The organism is Variovorax sp. UMC13, assembly GCF_014170375.1.
Taxonomy (GTDB): Bacteria; Pseudomonadota; Gammaproteobacteria; order Burkholderiales; family Burkholderiaceae_C; genus Variovorax.
In genome coordinates, this window is the sequence record NZ_LZZW01000015.1 from 47,156 (window position 1) to 70,136 (window position 22,981).

General features: G+C 66.2%; 23 protein-coding genes and 1 pseudogene. 6 read left to right on the plus strand and 18 right to left on the minus strand.

The window, feature by feature from the left end; all coding sequences use genetic code 11:
* Nucleotides 1-29 precede the first annotated feature (29 nt).
* From A9977_RS12315 to A9977_RS12390, 16 genes are all read right to left on the minus strand, one after another.
* Nucleotides 30-1,067 carry a SpoIIE family protein phosphatase gene (locus A9977_RS12315; RefSeq protein ID WP_183025136.1) on the minus strand — a complete coding sequence of 346 codons (1,038 nt, stop codon included), beginning with the start codon at nucleotides 1,065-1,067 and terminating at the stop codon, nucleotides 30-32.
* On the minus strand, nucleotides 1,058-1,462 hold the full coding sequence (locus tag A9977_RS12320) for an anti-sigma regulatory factor (RefSeq protein ID WP_183025137.1): 405 nt from the start codon (nucleotides 1,460-1,462) through the stop codon (nucleotides 1,058-1,060). The genes A9977_RS12315 and A9977_RS12320 overlap by 10 nt, the downstream gene beginning before the upstream one ends.
* Nucleotides 1,452-1,829 (minus strand): STAS domain-containing protein, encoded by a 378-nt coding sequence (locus tag A9977_RS12325; protein ID WP_183025138.1) that lies wholly within the window; start codon nucleotides 1,827-1,829, stop codon nucleotides 1,452-1,454. Before A9977_RS12325 ends, A9977_RS12320 begins: the two co-directional genes overlap by 11 nt.
* Nucleotides 1,826-2,680, minus strand: coding sequence for an STAS domain-containing protein (locus A9977_RS12330; RefSeq protein ID WP_183025139.1), 855 nt, complete (start codon nucleotides 2,678-2,680; stop codon nucleotides 1,826-1,828). The genes A9977_RS12325 and A9977_RS12330 overlap by 4 nt, the downstream gene beginning before the upstream one ends.
* Nucleotides 2,681-3,198: 518 nt before the next feature.
* Complete coding sequence (locus A9977_RS34620) at nucleotides 3,199-3,933, minus strand: AlpA family phage regulatory protein (RefSeq protein ID WP_310936122.1); 735 nt, start codon at nucleotides 3,931-3,933, stop codon at nucleotides 3,199-3,201.
* A 64-nt stretch (nucleotides 3,934-3,997) separates the two neighbouring features.
* The gene (locus A9977_RS12340) at nucleotides 3,998-5,347 is read right to left on the minus strand and encodes a TrbI/VirB10 family protein (protein WP_183025141.1); all 1,350 of its coding nucleotides are present in this window, start codon (nucleotides 5,345-5,347) and stop codon (nucleotides 3,998-4,000) included.
* Nucleotides 5,348-5,349: 2 nt separating this feature from the next.
* Nucleotides 5,350-6,372, minus strand: coding sequence for a P-type conjugative transfer protein TrbG (trbG, locus tag A9977_RS12345; RefSeq protein WP_310936123.1), 1,023 nt, complete (start codon nucleotides 6,370-6,372; stop codon nucleotides 5,350-5,352).
* Nucleotides 6,369-7,073, minus strand: coding sequence for a conjugal transfer protein TrbF (gene trbF, locus A9977_RS12350; protein WP_183025142.1), 705 nt, complete (start codon nucleotides 7,071-7,073; stop codon nucleotides 6,369-6,371). Before trbF ends, trbG begins: the two co-directional genes overlap by 4 nt.
* A gap of 9 nt (nucleotides 7,074-7,082) precedes the next feature.
* A complete protein-coding gene (gene trbL, locus A9977_RS12355; protein WP_183025143.1) occupies nucleotides 7,083-8,330 on the minus strand; it encodes a P-type conjugative transfer protein TrbL in 1,248 nt (415 codons plus the stop codon).
* Nucleotides 8,331-8,499: 169 nt separating this feature from the next.
* Nucleotides 8,500-9,228 carry a P-type conjugative transfer protein TrbJ gene (gene trbJ, locus A9977_RS12360; protein ID WP_183025144.1) on the minus strand — a complete coding sequence of 243 codons (729 nt, stop codon included), beginning with the start codon at nucleotides 9,226-9,228 and terminating at the stop codon, nucleotides 8,500-8,502.
* On the minus strand, nucleotides 9,228-11,738 hold the full coding sequence (gene trbE / locus A9977_RS12365) for a conjugal transfer protein TrbE (protein ID WP_183025145.1): 2,511 nt from the start codon (nucleotides 11,736-11,738) through the stop codon (nucleotides 9,228-9,230). The genes trbJ and trbE overlap by 1 nt, the downstream gene beginning before the upstream one ends.
* Nucleotides 11,739-11,750: 12 nt before the next feature.
* A complete protein-coding gene (locus tag A9977_RS12370; protein ID WP_183025146.1) occupies nucleotides 11,751-12,050 on the minus strand; it encodes a VirB3 family type IV secretion system protein in 300 nt (99 codons plus the stop codon).
* Nucleotides 12,047-12,379: a TrbC/VirB2 family protein gene (locus tag A9977_RS12375; protein WP_183025147.1), complete on the minus strand. Its 333-nt coding sequence runs from the start codon at nucleotides 12,377-12,379 to the stop codon at nucleotides 12,047-12,049. Before A9977_RS12375 ends, A9977_RS12370 begins: the two co-directional genes overlap by 4 nt.
* Nucleotides 12,376-13,410 (minus strand): P-type conjugative transfer ATPase TrbB, encoded by a 1,035-nt coding sequence (trbB, locus tag A9977_RS12380; RefSeq protein WP_259651931.1) that lies wholly within the window; start codon nucleotides 13,408-13,410, stop codon nucleotides 12,376-12,378. Before trbB ends, A9977_RS12375 begins: the two co-directional genes overlap by 4 nt.
* Entirely contained in the window at nucleotides 13,407-13,895 is a 489-nt protein-coding gene (locus A9977_RS12385; RefSeq protein WP_183025148.1) for a CopG family transcriptional regulator, read from the minus strand. The genes trbB and A9977_RS12385 overlap by 4 nt, the downstream gene beginning before the upstream one ends.
* Nucleotides 13,892-15,931, minus strand: a complete 2,040-nt coding sequence (locus tag A9977_RS12390) for a conjugal transfer protein TraG (RefSeq protein WP_183025149.1) — start codon at nucleotides 15,929-15,931, stop codon at nucleotides 13,892-13,894. The genes A9977_RS12385 and A9977_RS12390 overlap by 4 nt, the downstream gene beginning before the upstream one ends.
* Before the next feature lie 314 nt (nucleotides 15,932-16,245).
* Between A9977_RS12390 and A9977_RS12395 the strand changes: the two genes are divergently transcribed.
* From A9977_RS12395 to A9977_RS12405, 3 genes and pseudogenes are all read left to right on the plus strand, one after another.
* Complete coding sequence (locus tag A9977_RS12395; protein WP_259651932.1) at nucleotides 16,246-17,208, plus strand: hypothetical protein; 963 nt, start codon at nucleotides 16,246-16,248, stop codon at nucleotides 17,206-17,208.
* 292 nt (nucleotides 17,209-17,500) lie between these two features.
* On the plus strand, nucleotides 17,501-18,997 hold the full coding sequence (locus A9977_RS12400) for an EAL domain-containing protein (protein ID WP_259651944.1): 1,497 nt from the start codon (nucleotides 17,501-17,503) through the stop codon (nucleotides 18,995-18,997).
* A pseudogene (locus A9977_RS12405) lies at nucleotides 18,985-19,302 on the plus strand (3-carboxy-cis,cis-muconate cycloisomerase); the annotation flags it as partial. The gene A9977_RS12400 and the pseudogene A9977_RS12405, both read left to right, overlap by 13 nt.
* Nucleotides 19,303-19,404: 102 nt before the next feature.
* On the opposite strand, the gene A9977_RS12410 reads toward A9977_RS12405, so the two are convergent.
* Both A9977_RS12410 and A9977_RS12415 read right to left on the minus strand, forming a co-directional pair.
* Entirely contained in the window at nucleotides 19,405-19,839 is a 435-nt protein-coding gene (locus tag A9977_RS12410; protein ID WP_183025306.1) for a hypothetical protein, read from the minus strand.
* A 67-nt stretch (nucleotides 19,840-19,906) separates the two neighbouring features.
* Nucleotides 19,907-20,533 (minus strand): hypothetical protein, encoded by a 627-nt coding sequence (locus A9977_RS12415; protein WP_183025152.1) that lies wholly within the window; start codon nucleotides 20,531-20,533, stop codon nucleotides 19,907-19,909.
* Nucleotides 20,534-20,789: 256 nt separating this feature from the next.
* Here A9977_RS12415 and A9977_RS12420 point away from each other — a divergent pair, with 256 nt between their 5' ends.
* The 3 genes from A9977_RS12420 to A9977_RS12425 all read left to right on the plus strand — a co-directional run bounded on the left by A9977_RS12420 (nucleotide 20,790) and on the right by A9977_RS12425 (nucleotide 22,953).
* Nucleotides 20,790-20,996 (plus strand): hypothetical protein, encoded by a 207-nt coding sequence (locus A9977_RS12420; RefSeq protein ID WP_183025153.1) that lies wholly within the window; start codon nucleotides 20,790-20,792, stop codon nucleotides 20,994-20,996.
* A 59-nt stretch (nucleotides 20,997-21,055) separates the two neighbouring features.
* The gene (locus tag A9977_RS34245; RefSeq protein WP_259651933.1) at nucleotides 21,056-21,184 is read left to right on the plus strand and encodes a hypothetical protein; all 129 of its coding nucleotides are present in this window, start codon (nucleotides 21,056-21,058) and stop codon (nucleotides 21,182-21,184) included.
* Between the two features lie 1,325 nt (nucleotides 21,185-22,509).
* Nucleotides 22,510-22,953, plus strand: coding sequence for an Hsp20/alpha crystallin family protein (locus A9977_RS12425; protein WP_183025294.1), 444 nt, complete (start codon nucleotides 22,510-22,512; stop codon nucleotides 22,951-22,953).
* Nucleotides 22,954-22,981: the final 28 nt, after the last annotated feature.

A 22,981-nucleotide genomic window follows, 5' to 3' on the forward strand; every position in this document is an offset into this window, starting at 1 on the left:
GGCGGCAGGGAATGCCGAAATCAAGTCCGTCACGCTCTAACCTCCTGTCGGATCACCACCACCGTGGCATCGTCGCGCCCGCGTGAAAAATCCCGAAAAAGAATGGCCGCAGCGAGGGTGGGATCGCGCTCCAGCACGGGAAGGATGGGGGCCGTGTCCCAACGAGACGCCAAGCCGTCACTGTGAACAATTGTCACCCCATGCTGGGGCATTTGCAGTGTGCTCTGGTCTGGCTTGCGAATCTGGACCCCGGCCGTACCGTGCTGCGTCACCATGGAGCGGTCGAACACGCCCGAGACGATGCGCGCGACCACATTTCCTGCGCCCGCACAAGAAACGGTCTGGTTCTCGCCGTCAATGCGCAAAGCGCAGATGGCTGCGCCGCGCGTCGTCTGGAGTCGCGCATGCGTGCGCTCGACCAGGTGGCGCAAATCGTCTGCAGCATCCGCCGCGAATTCATCCAGTGCTGACTGCGATGCCGCAGCCGCATGAGGCCCGTGACCCAAGCCGTCGGCGACCAATACTGTCGCGGTCATGTCATCGAGCGCGACACTCCACGCATCTCCGCAGACCGACTCCCCTTGTATAGGCACACAGATCGCCCCGAACGCGTAGTGCTGGACATCCAGGGACTTGACCCGTTCAGCGGGCTCCTGGGCGCGCCTTACGCGCGCGACGCAGATGGTCCCGCCGGGAACCGTCGAATGCATTTCGAAGCTGCTGGCTTGGCGACGAATCGCGCCCAGGCCCGTGCCGGGTGAGCCGTGTCCGGTGGAATAGCCGTCCTCCATGGAGCGGGCGACGCTCGAAATGCCTGGGCCCTCGTCGAGGCTGATCACCTCGACATCGTCGAAAGGCAAGCGCACAGCGATGAGCAGGCGCCCTTGCGACGCGTGCCGCAAGAGGTTCGTCCCGAGCTCGGTGATGATCAGGGCGAGCTTGCCTGTCTCGACGTCGCCCCAGCCCAGTTCGGCACAGAGGTACGAAGCATGACGGCGTGCTTCCCCGATGCGGCTCGCGTCGTCGATCGGGAATACGGCATGCGTCCAGCCTCGCATCACTTCCATCGGGTGATGCTCACTCGGGTGCCCTGGCCCGGCGCAGATTGGACGTCGAAATCGTTGACCAGGCGCTTGCTCCCAGGCAGGCCCAGTCCCATGCCGCCACCACTGGTCCAGCCATCGGTCAGCGCGAGCTTCATGTCCGCGATACCAGGCCCATCGTCCTCAAAGTGGAGCTGCAATCCGCGCCTGCCGTTGCTCTCCAAGAACTCCCACCGCATCCGGCCGCCGCCGCCGTGGACGAGCGTGTTGCGAGACAGCTCGCTGGCCGCCGTGATCATCTTGGTCTGATCTACCAACGAGAACTTCAATTGCTGGCACAGCGTGCGCACCAATTGGCGGCTCGCAACAATATTCTGTTCCGATGTGAGGGGCAGGGTCCCCGAGGTTTCAGTCGACAAGGCCAGCCTCCCGGCGTGACCGCTCGAGAAGCTGCATACCGCGCTCCACGTTGAGTGCGGTGCGAACGCCTTCGAGAGACAAGCCGAGTTCGACCAGCGTGATGGCGACGGCCGGCTGCATGCCGACCACGACGGTTGTGGCGGAAAGAATCCTCGCAATACCCGAGATGCTCGCAAGCATGCGTCCGACGAAGGAATCCACGATCTCCAGTGCCGAGATGTCGATGAGAACGCCGTTGGCGCCCGTCTTGGCAATCTTTTCCGCCAGGTCCTCCTGCAGCGCCATGGCCGTCTGGTCCTGCATGTCGACCTGGATCGTGACGAGCAGCACGCTGCCCATGCGCAGGATTGGAATGCGTTCCGTCATGGGCTTACGGCCTCGCGCGTGACGCGCCAGCCCGTTTTCTGCAGCGCGACCGACAGGGCATCCGCCAGCGTCGCCTTGGTGGTAATGCCTTGCAGATCGATGCCGAGGTGCACGATGGTTTGCGCAATCTGCGGACGGATGCCACTGATGATGCAATCCGCGCCCATGAGGCGAATGGCACTGACGGTCTTCAAGAGGTGCTGGGCGACCAGGGTGTCCACTGTGGGCACACCCGTGATGTCGATGATGGCAAGACCGGATTCGGTTTCGGCGATTTTCTGCAGCAGCGTCTCCATCACGATCTGCGTGCGGTTGCTGTCGAGCGTGCCGATCATCGGGACAGCAAGTACGTCCTCCCAAAGCTTGATCACAGGGGTGGAGAGCTCGAGCAGCTCTTCCTGCTGACGCTTGATGATGTCTTCGCGCGCCTGCTGGAAAATCGAGACCGTATGCTGGGCGATCTTGTCAACCATCGTGGTCGCGGCCCAAATCGCCTCCATGAGCGCTGCAGAATCCGTACCGAACTGTTGCTGCAGTCCTGTGAACAGGGGCTTCTTGAGCGCCAGCATGAACAGGCTCGTCTCCCCGGCAGACTGACCGCGTGCGGCCCGCGAGCGCGACAGCGACTCGAGGACGTTGCGAAGCTCAGCCCAACCAGCGCCCTGAAGTGTCAAGGGGTCGCCCCCGGCGCTGAGGGCGGTGTGTAGCGCCTTGGAAACCTCGCGCGCTTCCGCCTCCATGGATCGCCGGGAAGCGGCGTCCTTCGCCCCGGCCTCTTCGACCCAGCTTTGAACAACCGCCTCCCCTCCGCCGTTGAGCGTCGAAAGGATGGCTGCGTATTCCCTCTTCATGTGTACCTGCGCGATCTGTGATTGTGGTGAGCAAGGCGTCGCCGGGCTCTGGAAATCTGTCGTGCGATTCTAGGCAGGTTGGTCAAACCACAGGTCAGGTGCTGACCCGAGATCGCCTCGCCATCGCGCACAGGTGGAGCCTCAAGCCTTTCGTCACCCCCCTGGGGAACCCTCAACTCAGCCCAAGGTGATGCGCATTCTCATGCTGTCTCCCGCGTTCCCGAGCCCTCCAAGCGGCGCAGGCCCCGCATCGGCAAGCTTGGCGCCCTCTTTGGAGAGGAAGGCCTCTGTCAGTTCGACAACCGCTGGCCGCGACCGCCCGTCCAGCCCCTGGGGTGCGTCAGACGCGCTGACATGAGCGGCCGCCAGCGACACGTTGCGCGCGGACCTTCGAAGCACATCTGACAAGGTCGGCCCGCCGTGCTTTGCCCGGGCGCGGCGCCGTCCGCCGACGGCTCACCGCGCAAGGAAGGCTGGTCAGGCAAGAAACGCAGGACACGCTGCCGCGTGCACTGTGCCTAGGTTGCCGATTCGGGCGACACACAGGAGCTGCCCCGCGGTGGCGCTGCGACGCCCTCCTCCTGCCGCGCGGCATAGCCCTCGGGATCGGCGATCCAGTCCTGCACCGCAGCATGCGACCAGCCACAGGCGCGCCCACCGAGATGCACGGGTCGCGGGAATCGGCCTTGTGCGATGCGCCTATAGAGCGTCGCGCGGCTGAGCGCAGTGATGCGCAAGACGGACGCCAGCCTGTAGAAAGCGGGGGTGGTCACCGCGGCCGTCGGCGCCATGCCGCAACCGCCTTCTGCATCATGTGGACAAGCCATGGACGTGCTCCTTTCACCAAGGTACCGGTTTGCAGCCGTCGCGCCGGGTGCCCCCCGCAACGGCATGCAAACATGGGCCGCCACTCGGCCCATCAAACTCGTTCGCTCGTTCGCTCGCGCGGTCGAGCTTGACGACATCGATCGCACCCGGGCGGCTGCTGCGCCGAAGCGTCGCACACCGACGCTCGTCGCCGCGCGACCACCGGTGCGCGATGCGCTGACGCTTTGGACAGCCGGCGGATCGTCCTGGCGCCATGCGCGCCCGGCTCGGCGTTTGCGCTCAGCGCCGCTGAGCCTCGGACCTCCCTGCAGTTCGCCGCCTGATGGGCGGGGCCAAGCGCGTGACGTCCACCGGTGCGTACAGCCACCGGTGCGTGGGCGCGCAGGCTTCGCGCTGTGCCATCGACCCCTGGCGGGTCGGGCCATCGGCCTGCCCGTCTCACGGCGCGGCCAGGTTTCAAGGCGCCAGGGCCTGCGCCGATGCGCCGGATCATGGTGGGGTCCTCGTGAAGAACAAGGGCTGATACGGCCTCAGGACCAGGTCTTTGTTGACCACCACGCTCACCGCGGACCCAGGCCGCACCGTCAGGGTCGGCTGGACGCTCATGCTGCGTCGGGTGAGATCCTGGCCCACCTCGTTGATGGACGACTGCACGCCGTCGCGCAGGGCGATCACCGTCCGGTCATCCCCCTGCACAAAGCGGTCTTGCGGCGCGGCCAGTTCCGCCCCGACGCCCAGCAGCGTCGACAGCGCAGCCGCAGACAGGATGCGATCCCAGTGCCAGTCGACACCGTCCTCCAGGCCCGCATAGCCCGCAGGATCGACACCAGGCAGGCGATCGAGCGCTATCGACGAGGCATCGGGCAGGATCAGGCGCGTCCAAATCAGGAGAACGCGGCGCTGACCGAAACTCACCTGACTGTCATAGCGCCCGATCAACCTGGACCCCTGCGGAATCAGAAGATGTTGTCCGCTGGCGGTGTCATAGACACCCTGCGTCACGGTGGCGATCACCTGACCCGGAAGATCGGAGTTGATGCCTGTGGCAAGCGCTGCCGGGATGATGGCGCCTGCCATGACCTGGTACGGTGACAGAGGCGGCAGAAGCGGCGCCGTATTGCGACTCGTGGATGTATCCTGCGCCGGCGACGCGCCAGCAAAGCGCTCTTTCTCGGCCTGCTGACCCTGGGCCCGCGTCGGATCCTGCTCACCCGTTCCGGAGCGGGGTGAACCGGGGGACGACGCACCCGCGACACGGGGGTCAAATGGCTGTGGCGCCCCTGCCGTCGGGCTGGCGTCAGCCTCCACAGGCATGGCTCGCGCCGCGCTGCGCGCGATCGGCGTCTGGCCAGCGCCAGCGCGTTGGAAGAACACCGGCGAACGCGCCGCCTCTTCGGCCGCCAACCGGGCCGCCTGGGCAGCATCGCCGCCTGCGACATTGCCCTGGCTCGGGCCCGATGGCGTGACATTGCCCACGGCGGGCCCCGGATCGCCAGGGCGCGGCTCACCGAGCACGGGCGGCGCGGAGGCCACCGCAGGCGGAATGCCTGCGTAGTCGCGCGGGAGGCGTTCGAGGCCATCCGCACGCGCGACGCGCTCGACGTTGTGCAGCTCGATGCCGCTGCCGTGCATGCGCGGCGATGCCCGAAGCGACCAGAGCGTGGCACCCAGCACCGCAACAGCCAGGACACCGGTCCCCAGCGCCAGCATGCGCCGGCTCAGACGCTTGACCGGACGCGGCCGAGCCCGCAGCGGCATCTCCTGCGGGGGCACTTTCGGGGCGGCGGTGACCTCCGCCTGCTGGGAGTCGTGCGGCTCGCGTCCGTCGTGCGCGCTCATGCTCACTCCTTGGGCCGGGCTGCGGCAACGTCGTTGCGCTCGATGCGAACGGCCTGCCCCTTGTCCCCGCCCAGACGAAGTTCGGCCGCGCCGAAGAGCCGGTCGATCACATAGTAGGGTGAACGAAACCGATAGTTGACCAGCTGGGCGTCGCCCTTGGGACCGATGACGAACAGAGGAGGGAGTTCGCCCTGCGCAATGCCGTCGGGAAACTGGACATAGACCCGCTGCCCGTCGTCAAAGGCGCGCAGCGGCCTCCAGGCCGGGCTGTCGCCGGTGATGGCATAGCGAAACCGAAGCTGCTCCAGGGCCACACCGGCGGCCACAGGCGCTTCGCGCTGGGCATCTCGCGCCTGCCGTTGCAGGGCCAGCAGCCGGTCGCGCGGGTAGTCCCATGACACCGACGCCATCCATGCCTGCGGCGTGGCTGTCAATTCGAGCAGGTAGGTTCGCCGGTTGGTCGACAGCACCAGGTTGGTCCGCAAGCCCGCGCGAGTCGGCTTCACGAGAATGTTCACCCGCTGCGTCGTGCCGGTGCCGCTGACCGTGTCGCCGACGATCCAGCGCACGGTGTCCCCGGCCGACACGGTCCCGAGTTCCTCTCCGGGCTCCAGGGCGATGACGGTCACCCGCCCTGGGCTGGTGTACACCTGGTACAGCGCGCCATCGGCATAGGGCCAGACCTGGATGGCGTTGACATAGCCCTCGCGTGTCGGCGCGATGCGTGCGTCCTCATTGGCGCGCGCAACGCGGGCCTTCTCATCGGCCGGCTCCGCGCCAGCCTTCGCCGCCAACTCGTCGGGCAAGGCCTTGAGCTGCGAGGGCAACGGAAGCGGCGCGGGCACCGCGACCACCTCGACCGGCGCAACTGCGGGAGATGCAGGGAGTGGATCAGGCGGCGTCGGCATCGCCACGGGCGGCGCTTGGTCCAGCGCGATCTCCGGGGGCGCCTTGCCCGGCGTCGTGCAGCCGACCACGCATGCGATGAAGCCGGACGAGACCAGCAGATGCAGCCCGCGGCTCACGACGGTGCCCCTCTGCCGGACTCCAGCTCGCGGCTCCACGACAGGCCGTTGACGTAGATGCCCAGCGGATTGCGCCGCAACCGCTGCTCGGTGCGCGGCGGCTGCAGCACCACCGACAGCACCGCCGTCCATCGCTCCACCCTGTCCGGTGCCCCGTTCGCGTAGCCGCGCTCGATCCAGCGAAGTTGGAAGGATGACTCGCTCGCTCGCACGACGCTCGTGACCTCGACAACCATCGAATGCCGGCCGATCTGCGCAAAGGGGTCGCTGGTGCGGGCGTGGTCGTTGAGCGTCGCGGCGCCGCGATCGGTGGTGTACTCGTAGGCGTCGAGCCAGTTTTGGCGCACCACGATCGGGTCGATGGACAGCGAGCGCACATTGCTCACGAAACGCGCAAGATGGTGCGCGATCTGGGCGTCGCTGGGCTTGTAGGGTGTGCTCGCCTCGCCAATGGCGCGCACCACGCCCGCGCTGTCGACTTCCACGACATAGGGCGTGACCTGCGACTGAGCGCTGCGCCACACGAAGCCGCCGGCCATCAGCAGCGCCAGTGTCAGGCTCCCGAAGGCCATGAGGCGCCAGTTCCTGGCCTGCGCCCGGGCGCTGCCGATGCGTTCGTCCCAGACTTGCGCGGCAGCCTGGTAGGGCGTCACGGGCTCAGGGGTGTCCGAGTACCGCACGCGCGGTCGTTTGAATGGCATGGCTTTCTCCTATGGGTTCGTGTCGTCACGCAGGCTCGGCCCGCTCGCATTGCCACCCTGGTCGCCGGAGCGCAGGGTGTGAGCGACAGTGGTCGCCGCATGGGCCACCTGCTGGCGCCGTCGCATCTGGCGTGCCCAGCCAGGCTCCGCAGATGGGGAGGCGTCCCCGGCGGTGGCGGCCGAGCGAGCGCCGGGAGCGGACGTGGCGGGCCGAGACGCCGCCGCCGCCGGCCCCCCCGCACCCGGGCTCACTGTCGATGCCGTCGTCGACGTTGCGGACGTTACCGACGCCGGCGATCTCGCGGCGTTGGACGAGGCCGCACCGGGGGCCAGGCGTGTGGCGGCAGCGAGTGCCGACCCCGCGCCTGTCAGGGCCGCAGCGCTCCCGAAGGCCACGCCCGCCGCGCCCACCGCCGTGCCCGCGGCCGCACCGGCGCCGAGCTGCGGCGCGCCGGCCACGAGACCCGTCGCCACGGCAGGCCCGAAGATGCCCAGCCCCAGCATCGAGAGCGACGCCAGCATGATCACGAGGGCATGGTCGATGGAAGGCTCTGCATCCGGCGCCAGCGTGAACTCGTCGAACAAGCCGCTGCCGATCCCGACGATCACCGCGAGCACCAGGACCTTCACGCCACTGGAGACGACGTTGCCCAGCACCCGCTCCGCGAGAAAGGCCGTCCGGTTCCACAGCGCAAAGGGGACCAGGACGAAACCCGCCAGTGTGGTCAGCTTGAACTCGATCAATGTCACGAAGAGCTGCACCGAGAGCACGAAGAACGTCAGGATCAGGACCAGCCAGGCCAGCAGGAGCACGACGAGCACATCGAGGTGCGCGAAGACCTCCGGAAAACCGGTCAGATCGCTGATCTGCGCCATGATTGGCGCGGCGGCGTCCAGGCCGATGCGCGCAAGGCGCCCGGGCTGCAACAGCTGCGACTGCGGCATGCCCGCCCCGGATGCGAGCAGGCCCAGACCCGCGAAGGAGCGGAACACGACGCCGGCCAGCGCATTGAAGTTGTTGAGGATGAAGGCGAAGGCGCCCACATAGAGGATCTTGCGCAGGAAGCGGGCCATCACGTCGTCACCGCTGCCGCCAGCGGCTTGCCCCATCGCCCAGAACAAGCCCGCCAGTGTCATGTCGATCGCCACCAGGGTCCCCGTCAGGAAGGCGACCTCTCCTGCGAGCAGCCCGAAGCCGGAATCGATGTAGCGCGAGAAGACGTCCAGGAAACGGTCGATGACCGAGACGTTGTCCATCACCGGCCCCGCCGGGATGGGCGCCGTTGCGCAGCCGTCCCGATCAGCGGCGGCAGCCACCTCGCCATGGCAGCGCCGCAGATCCGCCCGCTCTGGGCGGCCTCGGAAGGAACGTGCTCTTCCTTGAACGTCAGCACGGGCGTCGAGGCGACGGGTGTGCACATGGCGCTCAGCTCCCGTAGAAGTTCACTTCATGCGGGGTGTACGGTGTCCCGCGACCATGGAAGCGTCGGCGCACCTCCCGAGCCCTCTGCTCCGCTGCCAGGTGCCGGGCCTCCAGCAGTGCGACGGCACGGTCCTGGGTGATACGCAACTGATGTCCCTGAATGGTCTGCCTGGCCTGGAGCGCCAGCAGCTCGTTGGTTGCCTGCGCCGCCTGCAGGGCGCCCTCTGCGGACTGGCTGCGCCTCAGCAGATCGGTGAGCGCTTGCTCATCGGAGACAAGGTTCTGCATGGACTGCGCCTGGACGCGGGTGGCGGTGCGCAGCGCGTCGAGTGCTTGACGCCCTCGCACCTGCGCATCCCCGGCCATCTGCCGGCCTGAATGCGCACTGGTGTAGGCCTGCGGATACAGCCGCGCGAATTCGTCCTCCAGCTTCGACACGGTGAATGCCAGCCCTTGTGCCTGCTCGATGAGCTCCCGCGTGGCGGCCAGCGAGGCCTGGAGCCGCGCCAGCGCGCTGAAGTCAAGGGACGCGAGATGGCGGGCCTGATTGCTCAGCATCTGTGCTTCATTGCGAAGCTGACGGACCTGGTTGTCGATCTGCTCGAGCGCTCGCGCGGCGGTCAGGACGTTCTGGACCAGATTGGTGGGATCGACCACGACCCACTGCGCCCGGGCCGTTGGCGCACCGGCGATGAGCGCAGCCGCAAGAAGGGTGAACGCGTGATTCTTCATCAGAGCTTCTCCTGAGGCATTCCAGAAAAAGGCGCAACGGCTGCGCCGGGCAACGTTCCTCGGGTCGATGAGCTCAGCAGGTCCGCCGCCCAATCGAGACCCCGATGGCGCAACCAGGCGGCTGCGAACGCGGCACCGGGGGACACGGCCACGCCGTGTGACGATGTCGCGCCACCCGACGTCGAGAGCGACGCCTCGACGGCATCGATTGCGCGCTGGTCCTGAGGCGATGAAGCGCCGGCGAAAGCCAGGGCCACGGGCCCGAGCCCCAGGTCGAAGACGCGATTGCCCACATGCGACTGGTAGTAGTAGTCGCGCCTGGGCTGAGCCTGCGTGACCAAGTCGATCTGCCGGCTGTTGAGTCCGAAACCTTCATAGATGTGTCGGATCTGCGGCTCGCTCGCCTGGGCATTCGGCAGAAAGATGCGACTTGCGCAACTCTCGACGATCGCCGGCGCAATGGAGGAGTCCCGGATGTCAGCAAGCGACTGGGTTGCGAAGACCACCGATACGTTTTTCTTGCGCAAGGTCTTGAGCCACTGCCGCAGGCGTGCGGCAAACACCGGCGCGTCCAGGAAGAGCCAGGCCTCATCCAGGATGAGCAGCGCCGGAGCGCCGTCAAAGCGCGCATCGAGGCGCGAGAAGAGATATCCGAGCACAGCCAGCGCCGCGGCCTTGCTGTGCATGAGCTCCTCCATCTCGAAGCATTGGACGCCGGCGTCGCCCAGGCGGTCCGACTCGGCGTCCAGCAGGAGCCCGTGCGGCCCACCAAGCATGTAGGGCTGCAGCGCCTGGCGCAGGGCATTCGACTGCAGCAGCAATGACAGCCCGGTGATCGTGCGCTCCTCGCGGGGCGCACTCGCCAGACTCGCCAGTGCCGACCACACGGCAGCCCGCTCCGGCGGCCCGACCACCACCCCTTCGTGGGACAGCCGGTCTTCGACCCATCCGGCTGCCCATGCGCGCTGATCCTCGCGGTCGATGGAGGCGAGCGGCTGGAAGGCAATGGCCCGGTCCGCCCCGAGGTCGTAGTGCTCGCCGCCAAGGCCGAGCACGGTAGCGCGCATCGAGCGCCCCATGTCGAACGCAAAGATGCGCGAGGCCGGATAGCGGCGGAACTGCATCGCCAATGTCGCCAGCAGCACCGACTTGCCCATGCCGGTGGGTCCGACGACCAGGGTGTGGCCCACATCGCCGACATGGGTCACGAGACGAAACGGCGTGGCCCCGTCCGTGCGCGTCACGATCAGCGGCGGACCGTCGAGATGCGCATTGCGCTCCGGGCCCGCCCACACGGCCGATACGGGCAGCATGTGGGCTAGGTTGAGCGTCGAGATCAGGGGCTGGCGCACATTGGCGTACGCGTGTCCAGGAAGCGACGAGAGCCAGGCATCGACAGCATTGAGTGTCTCCGCGATGGTCACGAAGCCGCGCGACTGGATGGCCCGTTCGATGGCACGCAACTTCTCGTCGGCTCCGTAAGCCTCGGCGTCAAGCACCACGACGGTCGCCGTGATGTAGCCGAAGGCAACCTGATCACTGCCGAGGTCCTGGAGCGCCGCATCGGCATCCAGGGCCTTGTTGGCAGCGTCGGAGTCGACCAGCGGACTCTCCTGCTGGAATACCGTCTCGCGCAGCAGCGCGACGATGCTCTTGCGCTTGGCGAACCACTGGCGACGCAGCCTCGCCAGCTCGCGCTCGGCCTGCGACTTGTCCAGGCAGAGGAAGCGGTTGCACCATCGATAGGCCAACCCCAGGCGGTTGAGGTCGTCCAGAAGGCCTGGCCAAGTGGAAGACGGGAAGCCCCGCACAGTCAGGACGCGCAGATGCCGATCACCCAGCATCGGCGACAGCCCTGCGGCGAGCGCCGCGTCGGCGAGCCAGGCATCCAGGTGCATCGGCACCTCGGGCACGGCCACCCTCTGACGGTGCGCGGAGACGCAACCGTGCAAGTAGGTCAGCGTCTGTGCATCATCGAGCCAGGCCGCCTCTGGCATCACGCCCTCAAAAAGTCCGAAGAACCGTCCCGTCTCCGCGACGAAGGCCTCCAGCCGCTCCCGCCAGTCCGTGGCCTGCCCCGCAGCCTGTTCGTACAGCAGCCCTGCGGCACGCGCGCGTGCCTGCTCGCCCGGGAGGAACATCACGGTGAGGTGGTAGATGCTCTCGAAATGGCGAGCTTCTTCCTCGAACGCGGCGCGCCGCTCCTCGTCGACCAGCCATGCCAGCGGTTCGGGGAACGACGAGACGGGATAGTTCGCGGACGGACGGCGCTCCGCTTCCACGAACAGGGCCCACCCGGAGCCCAGCCGTCGCAGTGCATTGTTCAGCCGAGCCGTGGTGGCGGCCAACTCGCTCGGCGTGGCGCTGTCCAGATCGGGGCCCCTGAAGCGCGCAGTTCGCTGAAAGGACCCATCCTTGTTGAGTACGACGCCGGGTGCCACCAGGGCAGCCCAGGGCAGCCAGTCGGCGAGCAAGGAGGGCCGCGCTCGGTATTCAGCAAGGTGCATCATGGCGGTCCTTCCTCACGCGTCCAGCATGACGGGGTGCTTGATGTGGCGCGCGAAGACCTGCATGAACTGCGGGTCTGTCCGAGCCCCCCAGACGGCCAGTGCGTGGCCGATGAGCCACAAGGCAAGGCCGGGCAACCAAAGTTGCAGACCCAGGCCCACCGCCGCGGCCAGGGTTCCGTTGGCAATGGCCACCGTCCGTGGCGCGCCCGCCAGCAGGATCGGCTCGGTCAGCGCGCGATGCAGGGGCACCTCGAAGCCGGCCGCCGTCGGTGCGTCGGCCCCGTCGCCCACCGCTGCGAATGGGTGGTTCATGCCAGCACCACGCCGCCGGAAAAACTGAAGAAGGTCAGGAAGAAGGACGACGCCGCAAATGCGATCGACAGGCCGAAGACGATCTGCACGAGCTTGCGAAATCCCCCGCTGCTGTCTCCGAAGGCCAGTGTGAGTCCCGTCGCGATGATGATGATGACCGCGATGATCCGGGCCACAGGTCCCTGGATCGACTCGAGCACGGACTGCAGTGGCGCCTCCCAAGGCATGTTCGACCCCGCCGCATGCACTGGCACCGTGCCCAAAGTCAGGAGCACGGTGCCGAGCGTGGCGCGAAGACGCGCCCAACGGCGCGAAGCGATACGTGTCATGGATTCTCTCCAGTGGCTTGAATGAGGGCGGGGCAGACGGCAGGCGAAGGGCTGTGGGCGGCCCCGCCCGCCACGCTCTGTGGCTCGAGCCGGTAGGCGCGCCCGTCGAAGCCAGTGACGCGCACGATCTCCTCGACCCTTCGGGCCCGTCCGCGCCCGCGCAGGAAGACAATGACGTTGACGGTCTCGGCAATGAGCGCGCAGGGGATCGTCACGCAGGCTTCCTGCACCAGCTGCTCGATGCGCGTGAGCGCACCGGCTGCCGAGCCCGCATGCACGGTCGCAATGCCACCCGGGTGTCCGGTGCCCCAGGCCTTGAGCAAGTCGAGGGCCTCGGCGCCGCGCACTTCGCCGACCACGATGCGGTCGGGCCGCATCCGCAGGGTTGCTCGCACCAGATCGGCCATCGTGCTGACGCCTGGCTCCGTGCGCATGGCGACATGATCATCGCTGCCGCACTGCAGCTCGAGGGTGTCCTCCAGAACCACGACCCGGGCGCCCAGTTGCGCAATCTCGTGGAGCAAGGCGTTGGCCAGCGTGGTCTTTCCCGTGCTCGTGCCGCCAGCGATGACGATATTGAGTTCGTCGCGCACAGCGACTTGCAGGAACGAGGCCTGTGCCTGCGACATCACGCCATCACCCACGAAATCAGCCAGGGTGAGAATGCGCAGTGCGCGCTTGCGTATGGCAAAGGACGGGGCATGCACGAGGGGCGGTAGCACGCCGAGAAAGCGTTCCCCGGTCTCCGGCAACTCGGCGGAGAGAATCGGCGCGCCCGGGTGGACTTCCGTGCGCACATGCGCTGCCACGAGCCGGATGATCCTCTCGGCCGCCTCCGGCGCCATCACAAGGCCCATCGACGCACGGCCGGTCCCCAGCCGATCTACCCACAGAGAGCCATCGGGGTTGAGCATGACCTCGGCCACCTCGGGATCCTCCAAGGCCGCGGCGATCTCCGCACCCATTGCACTGCGCAGCATTCGGATGCGCCGCTCGAGCGGCGCAGCGAACTGACCGGCCTCGGTCTTCATGGCCGGCTCCGCTGCAGAGAGTCGGCCCCGATCGAATCCTGCCCGTCAGGCGAAGCCGATTGGGGGACGTCGCGCGCATCGACGGCGGCGATCCCGTCCTCCACCTCACGCGCCAGGCTGCGGCCGCGTTGAAGGTGGCGCACCAGCTGATCAAAGAACTGTGTGTAGCGCAGCCGTCCCTGCGCTCGCACCGCCTCCTGCTGGCTCTCCGGCACGGGCAGCGCGAGCGCCAGGGAGTGCCGAATGAAGAGAACCATCGTTTCCGTCAGGATGGCCTGGTCACGCTGCAGGAGTCCGAGCTGGCGCGACAGCCGGTCAAGGCGCCGGACGATGGCTTCCCCCTGCTGATCCGCCTGGGGCGCCAGGAAGCGAGACAAGGCCGCAGCGATCAGCGAGGATTTCGAGACGCCCCGAACGGCGGCGACCTCCGCGAGCCGGGTCGCCTGCTCGGGCTCGATGAAGATGTTCAGGCGGGCGCGGGTCACAGGACAATCCCGTCGTCGGCATCCATTGCCGTCGTGCGTGCGACGCTCGCACGGGGGCGCTGATGCACCGGCGCGCGAGAGAGGATGTCGTCCATGTCCTCAAACCCATGAAGAAGGTCCTGACTCTTTGAGAACGGCATCTCGGCGACCACGTCAAGTGACGTCCGCGGCGCGCCCTCGCCACCGAGGCCAGGATGAACCACAGTGCCGTGCGCATCCTCCATGGCGGGCAGTGGCGAGAACGCGCTCCAGTCGTCCGGGCGCGAGGCGGGTCGATCCGCGTAGCCCCTGGTGCTCAGGGGCGGCGGTGCACGAAGACGCCGCACAAAGTTGCGATCGTCGTAGTACACCAGCTTCTTTGCCTTGATCGGGGGGTACCCGGAGACCATGACCAACGCCTCGTCCGCGGGCAGTTGCATCACCTCTCCGGGCGTCAGCAATGGGCGCGCCGTCTCCTGGCGCGAGACCATCAAGTGAGCGAGCCATGGCGCAAGGCGATGACCGGCATAGTTTCGCTGCGCTCGCAATTCGGTAGCGGTGCCCAGCGCTTCGGACAGGCGCTTGGCCGTGCGCTCGTCATTGGTGGCAAACGCCACGCGCACATGGCAGTTGTCCAGGATCGAATGGTTCTGACCGTAGGTCTTGTCCAGCTGATTGAGCGAATGCGCGATCAGGTAGGCGCGAAGACCGTACCCGGCCATGAAGGCCAGCGCGCTCTCGAAGAAGTCCAGGCGCCCCAGTGCGGGAAACTCGTCAAGCATGAACAGCAGCTTGTGCTTGCGCTCGGCGCCCTCGACCTCGTCGAGTGATTCGGTCAATCTGCGGCCGATCTGGTTGAGCATCAGCCGGATCAGCGGCCGCGTGCGAACGAGATCCGACGGCGGCACGCCCAGGTAGAGGGAAACCGGATACGGCGATGCGATCAGGTCCTGAATGCGCCAGTCACAATGCGAGGTCACCCGTGCGACGATCGGATCTCGATACAGCGCCAGAAAACTCACAGCCGTCGACAGCACGCCAGAACGCTCGTTCTCGCTCTTGTTGAGAAGTTCGCGGGCCGTCGAGGCCACCACCGGGTGCACCTGTCCGGGCCGCGGCCCGCCCCCGCTGCCTTGCGAGAGATGTGGCGTGTGCAGCATCCGGCGCAGCGTGGCCTCGAAGGAGCAGGCGGGATTGGAGAGAAAGTTTGCCAGCCCGTGCAAGGACTTGTCCTCGCATGCGTAGAGCACATGCAGCATGGCGCCGACGAGCAAGGAATGGCTGGTCTTCTCCCAGTGGTCGCGGCGCTCCAGTCCCCCCTGGGGATCGACGAGCATGTCAGCGATGTTCTGAACATCGCGCACCTCGTGCATTCCACGCCTGACCTCGAGCAGCGGGTTGTTTGCGGCCGATCGCACATCCGTCGGGTTGAACAGGAGGCAGTGGGAGAAGCGTTCGCGCCAGCCCGCGGTGAGATGCCAGTTCTCGCCCTTGATGTCATGGATCACGGCAGACCCGGGCCAGGACAGCAAAGTAGGAACCACCAGACCGACGCCTTTGCCCGTGCGCGTGGGTGCGCATGCAAGGACGTGCTCAGGCCCCCCGTGTCGCAGATACGCCGCATCGGGCTCCCCCGTATGCCCCAGGAAGACGCCATGCGGGCGCATCAGCCCCGACATGGCGATCGTCTTGCGATCGGCCCAATGCGCCGAGCCGTAGGTCGTCACGCGGCCCGTCGTGCGGGCGCGCCACACCGCCATTCCTATCGCAATGCTCGCAGAGACCACCCCGCTGGCAGCAGCGAGCACGCCGCCACGCAGAAACACCTCGGGCGCATAGGTGCCGTAAAAATACCACCACTCGAAGAGCATCCAGGGCGCATAGACGGGTGTGGAGAGCACCTCGAACCAATGCGCACCGAGGCGGCTCTGATAGCCCAACGCTGCTGCGGTCAACTGCGTCGACGCCCAGACGCCACCCAGGGCCGTGCCCAGCACCGTGGCAACCTGGCTCACCAGAATGCCTGTGTGCTCGCCCTTGAGATATTGATTCAGCATAGGCGTTCCTTGAGGAGGGGCTGAAGTTGACAGAATCGTTCCGCATCGCCGCCCGCATCGATACAGGTTCCGGGTGACGACGAGGTCTGCACGGGAATCAAGTCTGAAGCGGTATCGCCAGGATCTGCACCCGAGCCAGCGCAGCGCAGCGCACGTCATCGCGACGGGACGTGGCTGCCGCCCTGCCAGTGCGGCCTGGGCGAGCCACCGGCGAGGTCATCAGGTGTGCGCCGGGGCACACCGAGGCCCACAGCGCCGTCACGCGGGGCAGCCAAGTCACTTCACGGCTCAGGCACGGGCTGACCAACAGATGCATGCCGCCCGTGATGGACGGACAAGCGCCAGGGGATGCCTTGCGAGCTCGCAGCGCAAGGGCCAACGGTGCGCGGCCGGTGGAGACGATGGGGCTGCACCTTCCCGATTGCGCGTGGCCAGACGCGGCCATGGATGTGCACTGCAGCTGCACGGCCGCCGCCGCGCGATCTCGTGCGCACGGCGACGGCCGTAACGGCTTCACCAACCAGCAGGTTGCGGCGCTGCAGGACGTCATGAACAGGGCGTTTGAAAACGGCTTGTGCAGCTTCAGCAGCGGCAACGTCACCTGTGGCACGGGCAGCAAGGCCACCGGCACGGGCGCAACTGTCATCGGTCCGAATGCTGTCGCCAACGGGGACGACACGACCGCCATCGGCAACGGTGCGCAAGCGAACTTCGCGGGCTCGGTCGCGATCGGTGCCGGTGCGAGGGCGCCGGCTGACCCCACCACCGCAGTGGGCAACAACGCGATCGCTGCAGGTAACAATTCGGTCGCGCTGGGCGCCAATACGGTGGCCTTGCGCAACAACTCCGTCGCGCGGGGCAAGGGCTCGGTTGCCACCCGCGAGAACACCGTGTCGGTGGGCGACGCGTCCGCAGGCCTGACGCGTCAGATCACGAATGTCGCGGCTGGTACGCAGGCGACCGACGCGGCCAACCTGGGACAAGTCGAGCAGGCCGTGAACGCAGCGACGCAGGATGCCCGGACCTACGCTGCGAAGGGCGTGGCTGCAGCATTGGCCATGCCGCAGATGCCGGCGCTCGCGCCCGGCAAACACTGGACCGGCGTCGCCGTGGCGAGCCTCCTCTGGAGAAAGCGCTGTGGGCGCGGCCTGGGGTTACCAGGTGAACGAGGCACTGAACGTCGGCGTGGGCATTGCCGGCGCGATGAGCAACGGCCCCAGCCGGGTTGCGACACGCGTTCAGTTGGGCTACGCTTGGTAAGGCGCACGCCTTCGTAGAGAAAGTGGGAGTCCAGCTCGACCTGTCCGGCTCCCACGGACTGCCTTTTTCAAGCGCGCTCAACGGGATGGGCGCGCAGCCTCACATTCATGCGATTCCTTTCCTCAAGTCGAATTGCACCCGTCCTCGGCAGAAGCTTCGATGCGCACCTTTGACAAGGCGGGGCTGGCACAGCCCAGGGTCACTCGCAAGCGCTCAGAGGCATTGAGGCGCGCGCTGCATACAGACCGCGCTCCCTTATTCCTGGCTTGCGTTACGCTTTTCTCTGCCTGCGTCCTGGGTGCCGTCTGGATGGCGTATGAACAGGGGGTGCAACGAGCGCAACGACGTGCGTCCGAACTCTCGGTCGGCGTGCTGCGCCGCGCCGAGCTCATTGCCACGCAGATTGACGCGGCCATGGCGGCAGCCAGCATGGATGTCGATCCAGCCACAACGTGTGGCATCGACGACATTGCGCGCATGCTGGCCGTCCAGTCGCGCTACAGCCACATCGGCGCATTGGCACGTATCGCCCCGGCCACCGGCCTCATCCTCTGCTCGACATTCGGCCCCGAGGCGAACGGCTTCGCACTTCCCCTCCCTGACCACGTCCGGCGGGAGCGCAGCGTCCGCCTGTCTGTCCGGCCGGTGCCCGCGGGTGCGGACTACTTCGTGATCGCCCAAGGGGATGTCGCAGCGTTCGTGCACAGCGGCGTTGCATCCATGTTCCTGCCGACCATCAAGGATGTCTCGCTGGGCGCCTTCATCAAGGACGGCGGGCCGATCGTCCTGCATCGCGGCACTCCTCACCTCGCCAGCCTTCGGAGACTCGAGCAGACCGGGGCCTCGGCCTCTTTCGACGGCAGCCGACTGCTGAGCCTGAGTGCATCGCGCACGTCCGACTACATCGCCTTCGTGGACTTTCCCGCGACATGGGTGCGAGCGCGCATCTATGACGCCGCGGCTTGGTTCATCCCTCTGGGGGCGGTACTGGGTCTGGCGCTCTCCGCCCTGCTCTTTCTATTCCTTCGAAACTTCACCTCGCTGCCGGCAGCGTTGCGCCGCGCGCTTCAGACAGACCGCGTCTACATGGAGTACCAGCCGATCGTCGACATGCGCAGTGGGCGTTGCGTCGGCGCGGAGGCGCTCGTTCGATGGAGGCGAGGCGGTGTTCTCGTTCCCCCGGACCGATTCATCGGTGCTGCCGAGCGCTCAGGCCTCATGCCGCTCGTCACACGTCGCGTGGTCCAGCTTGTGGCCGCCGACACGGCTCAGTTCCTGCGCAAGCATCCAGAAATGCATGTGAGCATCAACTTTTCTGCCTTGGACCTTCGCTCCGGCCTGGCCGTGGAACTACTCACCAAGCTGCTGGCGACGACCGGGCTGCCGGCACGGAACTACTGGCTCGAGGTCACCGAAACCAGTTTTGTTCGGGAGGACATGAGCCAGGTGATCAATCAGATCCGCGCCTTGGGCGTGCGAGTGGCCATCGATGACTTCGGCACGGGCTACGCCAACTTGGACGTCCTTGCCGGGACGAAGGCCGATCTGCTGAAGATCGACAGGCAGTTTGTACATGCCGCCGTCGGTCACGGCCAAGCGTCAGAAGTTGCGCTGGCCATTTTCGGCTTGGCGCGAACGCTCTGCCTTGAAATGGTCGCTGAAGGCGTCGAAACACAAGCACAGGCAGAGTTTCTAATCGGCTGCGGTGTTCAGTACGCGCAAGGCTGGTTGTTTGGGCGGCCGAACTCTGTTGCGGCTCTGAGCCAGTGGCTCGATGAGACACAGCGTGGCGTCTCGGAGGGCTGATCGTCGATGAGGCCCGCATGAAGGAGACCCTGAGGATCAGCAAGGGTCTGATCGTGGCCGAGGCGGTGATGATGGGCATGGCGCCGGACTTCGGCCGCTCGCAGGCCCACGATGTGGTCTACGACGCATGTAGCGTGGTCAACGAAACGGGCGGCACGCTGACCGAGGTGGTGGCGGCGCTGCCGGCAGGGACGCGCCACTTTGATCACGCGACCATCGGTCGACTCAAGGAGCCGGAGAACTACCTGGGTCTGGCGCCGCAGATGCTCGATCGGGCACTCACGCTGTCATCGCTGATGCCCTGAAAGGGGCTGGCCAGGAGAAAGGCTGCAACGGGGCTATCGAAGTGCCCAATATCGGCGCGTTCGTCGCCCTGATGCGCACGCGCAGTACGCACGACTGTGCTGTCATGCGCCTCCGATGCCAACCGTGACCTTGCCGCTGCCATCACACGCCTGACACTTGGCACCGTCGGCAGTGCGTCCCGTGCCCCCACACTCGCGACACAACCCCTCGCCGGTTCCAGGGCTGCCCGGCGCAGCTTCGTCACCGGGGTGAGGAGACTGAACGTGGTCCGATGCACCACGATCCTCCCCTCCTGCATCCGAGTTGGCCGACGGCGCCTTGGCCCCTGAGGCAATCGGGATCAGCTTGGTGACGCTGACCGATACGGGGTCGCTTGCAGGAAAAGACTCCTCGATGCCGTGATCGAGCGCATCTTCGCTCGGAACCTCCGTGGTGGGCGAATGTTCGACGCTCGCGCGCGCCCCATGGTCCGCGGAAGTGGGAAACGGGAAGGCAGAGACACCTTCCTTGTTCTGCGACGTAAGATTCTTCTTCATAGTGCTTCCTTGTACTCATGCCAAGTCGACTGGGTGTGCACGATAGATCCAATCTCTTGTCGAAGCTTCAGAACATCCCGGCGCCCTGCGCGGAATCGAGCAGCGCCTGCGTTAGCTCCGAAAACTGCGTCTCAAGATTGCCTGAGGGACTGGCCACGTGCGTGGCGGCCCAGACCAGCCGCCCTTCTTTCAAGTCCGTCAGGCGACCACTGGCTGCATAGCCGGTGTTGACCTCGCCGCCGCCGATCGGCGCACTGAGGCCAATGCCCGCTCCACCACCACGACCGAAACTGAATCCGCCGATCCCAACAGAAAGCCCTGAGCCGGCGCTTGCAGTCGCGGGAGTCATGGTCACCGTGAGGACCGCGCGCGCGCCCAACGCTTGCGCCGTGGGAATGAGTTGTGCGTCCAACTCCCTGTCCTGAACGAGAGGGGTGCCTGCAGGCACAGGAACTGGCGTTGCGCCTTTGGCCAGAACGCCGCGCGCCAGCCGATCTTGGCAGATCTGGCGCACAGCAGTGTCGTAGGCGTCGCAGGCAATCAGCACCCGCTGGCCTTGCAGCAGCCGGGACTGTGCGTTGAATGCGGGATCCGCCCACTGCGCTTCGAGCTTCGGGCCCGTGGTGCACCCTGTTGCCGCGAAGGTCACCAGCGCCACCGTGCCAAGGATGCGAAAAGGAGCGAGTCTGTGCATACGCGCATCCTGGCCTGCTCGTTCGAGTGTCCTGAAGGAATGGCGGGAAAGACCTTGTAGGAAGTTGCCCTCAGCATCAGTTCCCAGTCTGAGCTATCTGGGTACTGAACTTCGGGTCCCGTCCATGGCGCCCCATCGACCCGCGCCGGGCGTTGCGGCATGCCGAAGGTGGCTTTTTCGTACGTCGATGTCGTCACCGTCCGACGCAACCCCACCCGCCTCCGGACCTAGTGTTTCTCCACCATTGGAGAAGCACATGATCAAGGACATTCGTCAGCAGGTTGGCGACCGCAAAGACAACAACCGCATCTACGTCTGGGGCATTGCGGTCGTCATTTTCTTAGTGGTCGCAGCTGTCGCAGCGAACGCGTTCTTCTGGAGCTCCGATCCCAAGCCGGCGATTGCGGACACGGCGATACGACAGCCGGCCCCTGACCCAGTGGGGAATCAGGCGCCGAAGTGATCGGGCAAGGCATGGCAAAAGAGAGACGTCCTCGCGTCACTGGCCGAGCGTTCCGGTGGATGCTGCTCTTTCTGGTTTTCCTTGCGCTTGCGATCGTGGCTGTGGTCACGGTGTTCCATCTGCAGCCTGAGCATTTTGTCGATCCGCCGTCCGCGCCCAAGCCGCCCATGCACAACGCTCCGAAATAGCCGGCCGCTCGCCGTCCCTCAACGTTGCATCCGCGATCGGAGTGCGGTTTTCTCCAATGTCCCCCAAACGCTGGAGGGGCCGACAGCCATCCAGTGGATGCCTGTATTACTTTGAGTGCGAGCACTTAACGAAGGCGCAACGCGCGTGCGGTGGGCAATGGGAATGGCGAGTGCTGCACACGATCCGCTGTCGGCGCTTTCGCGATGGGACATGCTTTCAAGGCATCGCTGAGCCCCGGGTCATATGGAAACGGCCCCGATCTCGGACATGTCGTCACACTCAGCCTGCGCCTGCTCGCCCTCCCCTGGCACGGCAGCGGGAGGCTCTGCGAGCGCGGGAGCTGCGCCGCCTGGAGCCGTGCCAGCATTGCACGCATCGCACCGGCTCCAGGTTCGGGGCTGGTGCAGGTCAGGCAAAGACGCACTTGCTGCTGACGCTGATATTGCAAGACCAGACTTTCCTGCGACCGAGCCCGCTGCGCACGCCCCGGATTTCGATAGCGCTGCCCCCGTCAATGGAGTGTTCTCTAATGCGGCCTATGTTGTTCTCTCGCAGCCGAGGGCGGGCGGGATCGCCACGCCGGGATTGCCGACTTGATCTTCGGCATGCGAAGTCGCCAGCGAGGCGGGCGCATATCCTGCAAGCCAAGCTGCGAGAGCTCGTCGCGCCCTTTCTGGGTGATCGCCAGTACCTGGGCGGCAGGACGGGAGCCCGCCAGGGCAAGAGGATCAGAGGGCGCGGGAACGAGTGCAATCACGAGGCCGGCGGCTCGGAGCACCCGGACACTGTCAATTTCCTCGCTACGGTAGAACGATACGGGCAGTCGAGATCCCGCGATTTGCCTGAGCAAGTTCATGGTCATTTCATTACCTCCTTGTGGCTTGACCAGCTTCGACGGAAGGAAAGATAGCCCCTGCCGCGCAAGATTTCAAGGGTGGCAATCGGCAGTTCAAAGGGATCGGCCGAAGGAGATGTGCCGGCGTTCCATGTCCCTGGTCGGCAGGGTTTTCGGAAGCGCTGAGCCTCTGTCCGGATCAGCCGTTGTCGTACGGGTGTCGACGAAGATCGGCGCGGGGTCGTCTACACAGTGCAGCAAGCGGGTTGATCTCGGCTTCTGACCCCGCTCAGGATCTGGCGCCTTGACGGCCAAATAGAGCGGCGCCCTGCTGCGAGCGCCTCGCAGCGTTGCCCGTCAGAAAGTGCGCACAGGGCACCTTCGGGGGGTCTTGAACTCGCGAACACATCCCCTAGATAGCCGTTCGGAAGCGCTGGAGACGCCTCCGGCTCATTCTTCTGTTCAACCCATCGTATGGAGGAAATTGCCATGTACCGATCGCTTTTTCCGCGCGACGTGTTCGCCGAACTGGACCGCCTTCAGCGGGAGATGCAGCAAGCTTTCGATTTGTCGCCCACCATCCGCGGCTTCGGCCGCAACGGATTCCCGGCGCTCAATGTGGGGACCACGCCCACCGCCATCGAGGTCTACGCGTTCGCCCCCGGCGTTGACCCTGCCAAGATCGAGGTCCAGCTCGATCGCGGCCTGCTGACGATTGCCGGCGAACGCAAGAGCCCGCTGCCCGAGGCCGAAGGTGGAAGCCGGTCGACGGTGCACATCAACGAACGCTTCGAAGGCAGCTTCCGCCGCGTGCTGACGCTGCCCGAGGATGCCGACCCGGACGCGGTCGAGGCGCGCTATCGCGACGGCGTGCTGCAGATCAGCATCCAGCGCCGCGCGGCCTCCCAACCACGGCGCATCGCTGTCCAGTAAAGGGCAGATGTCTTTCTCTTCAATCCGA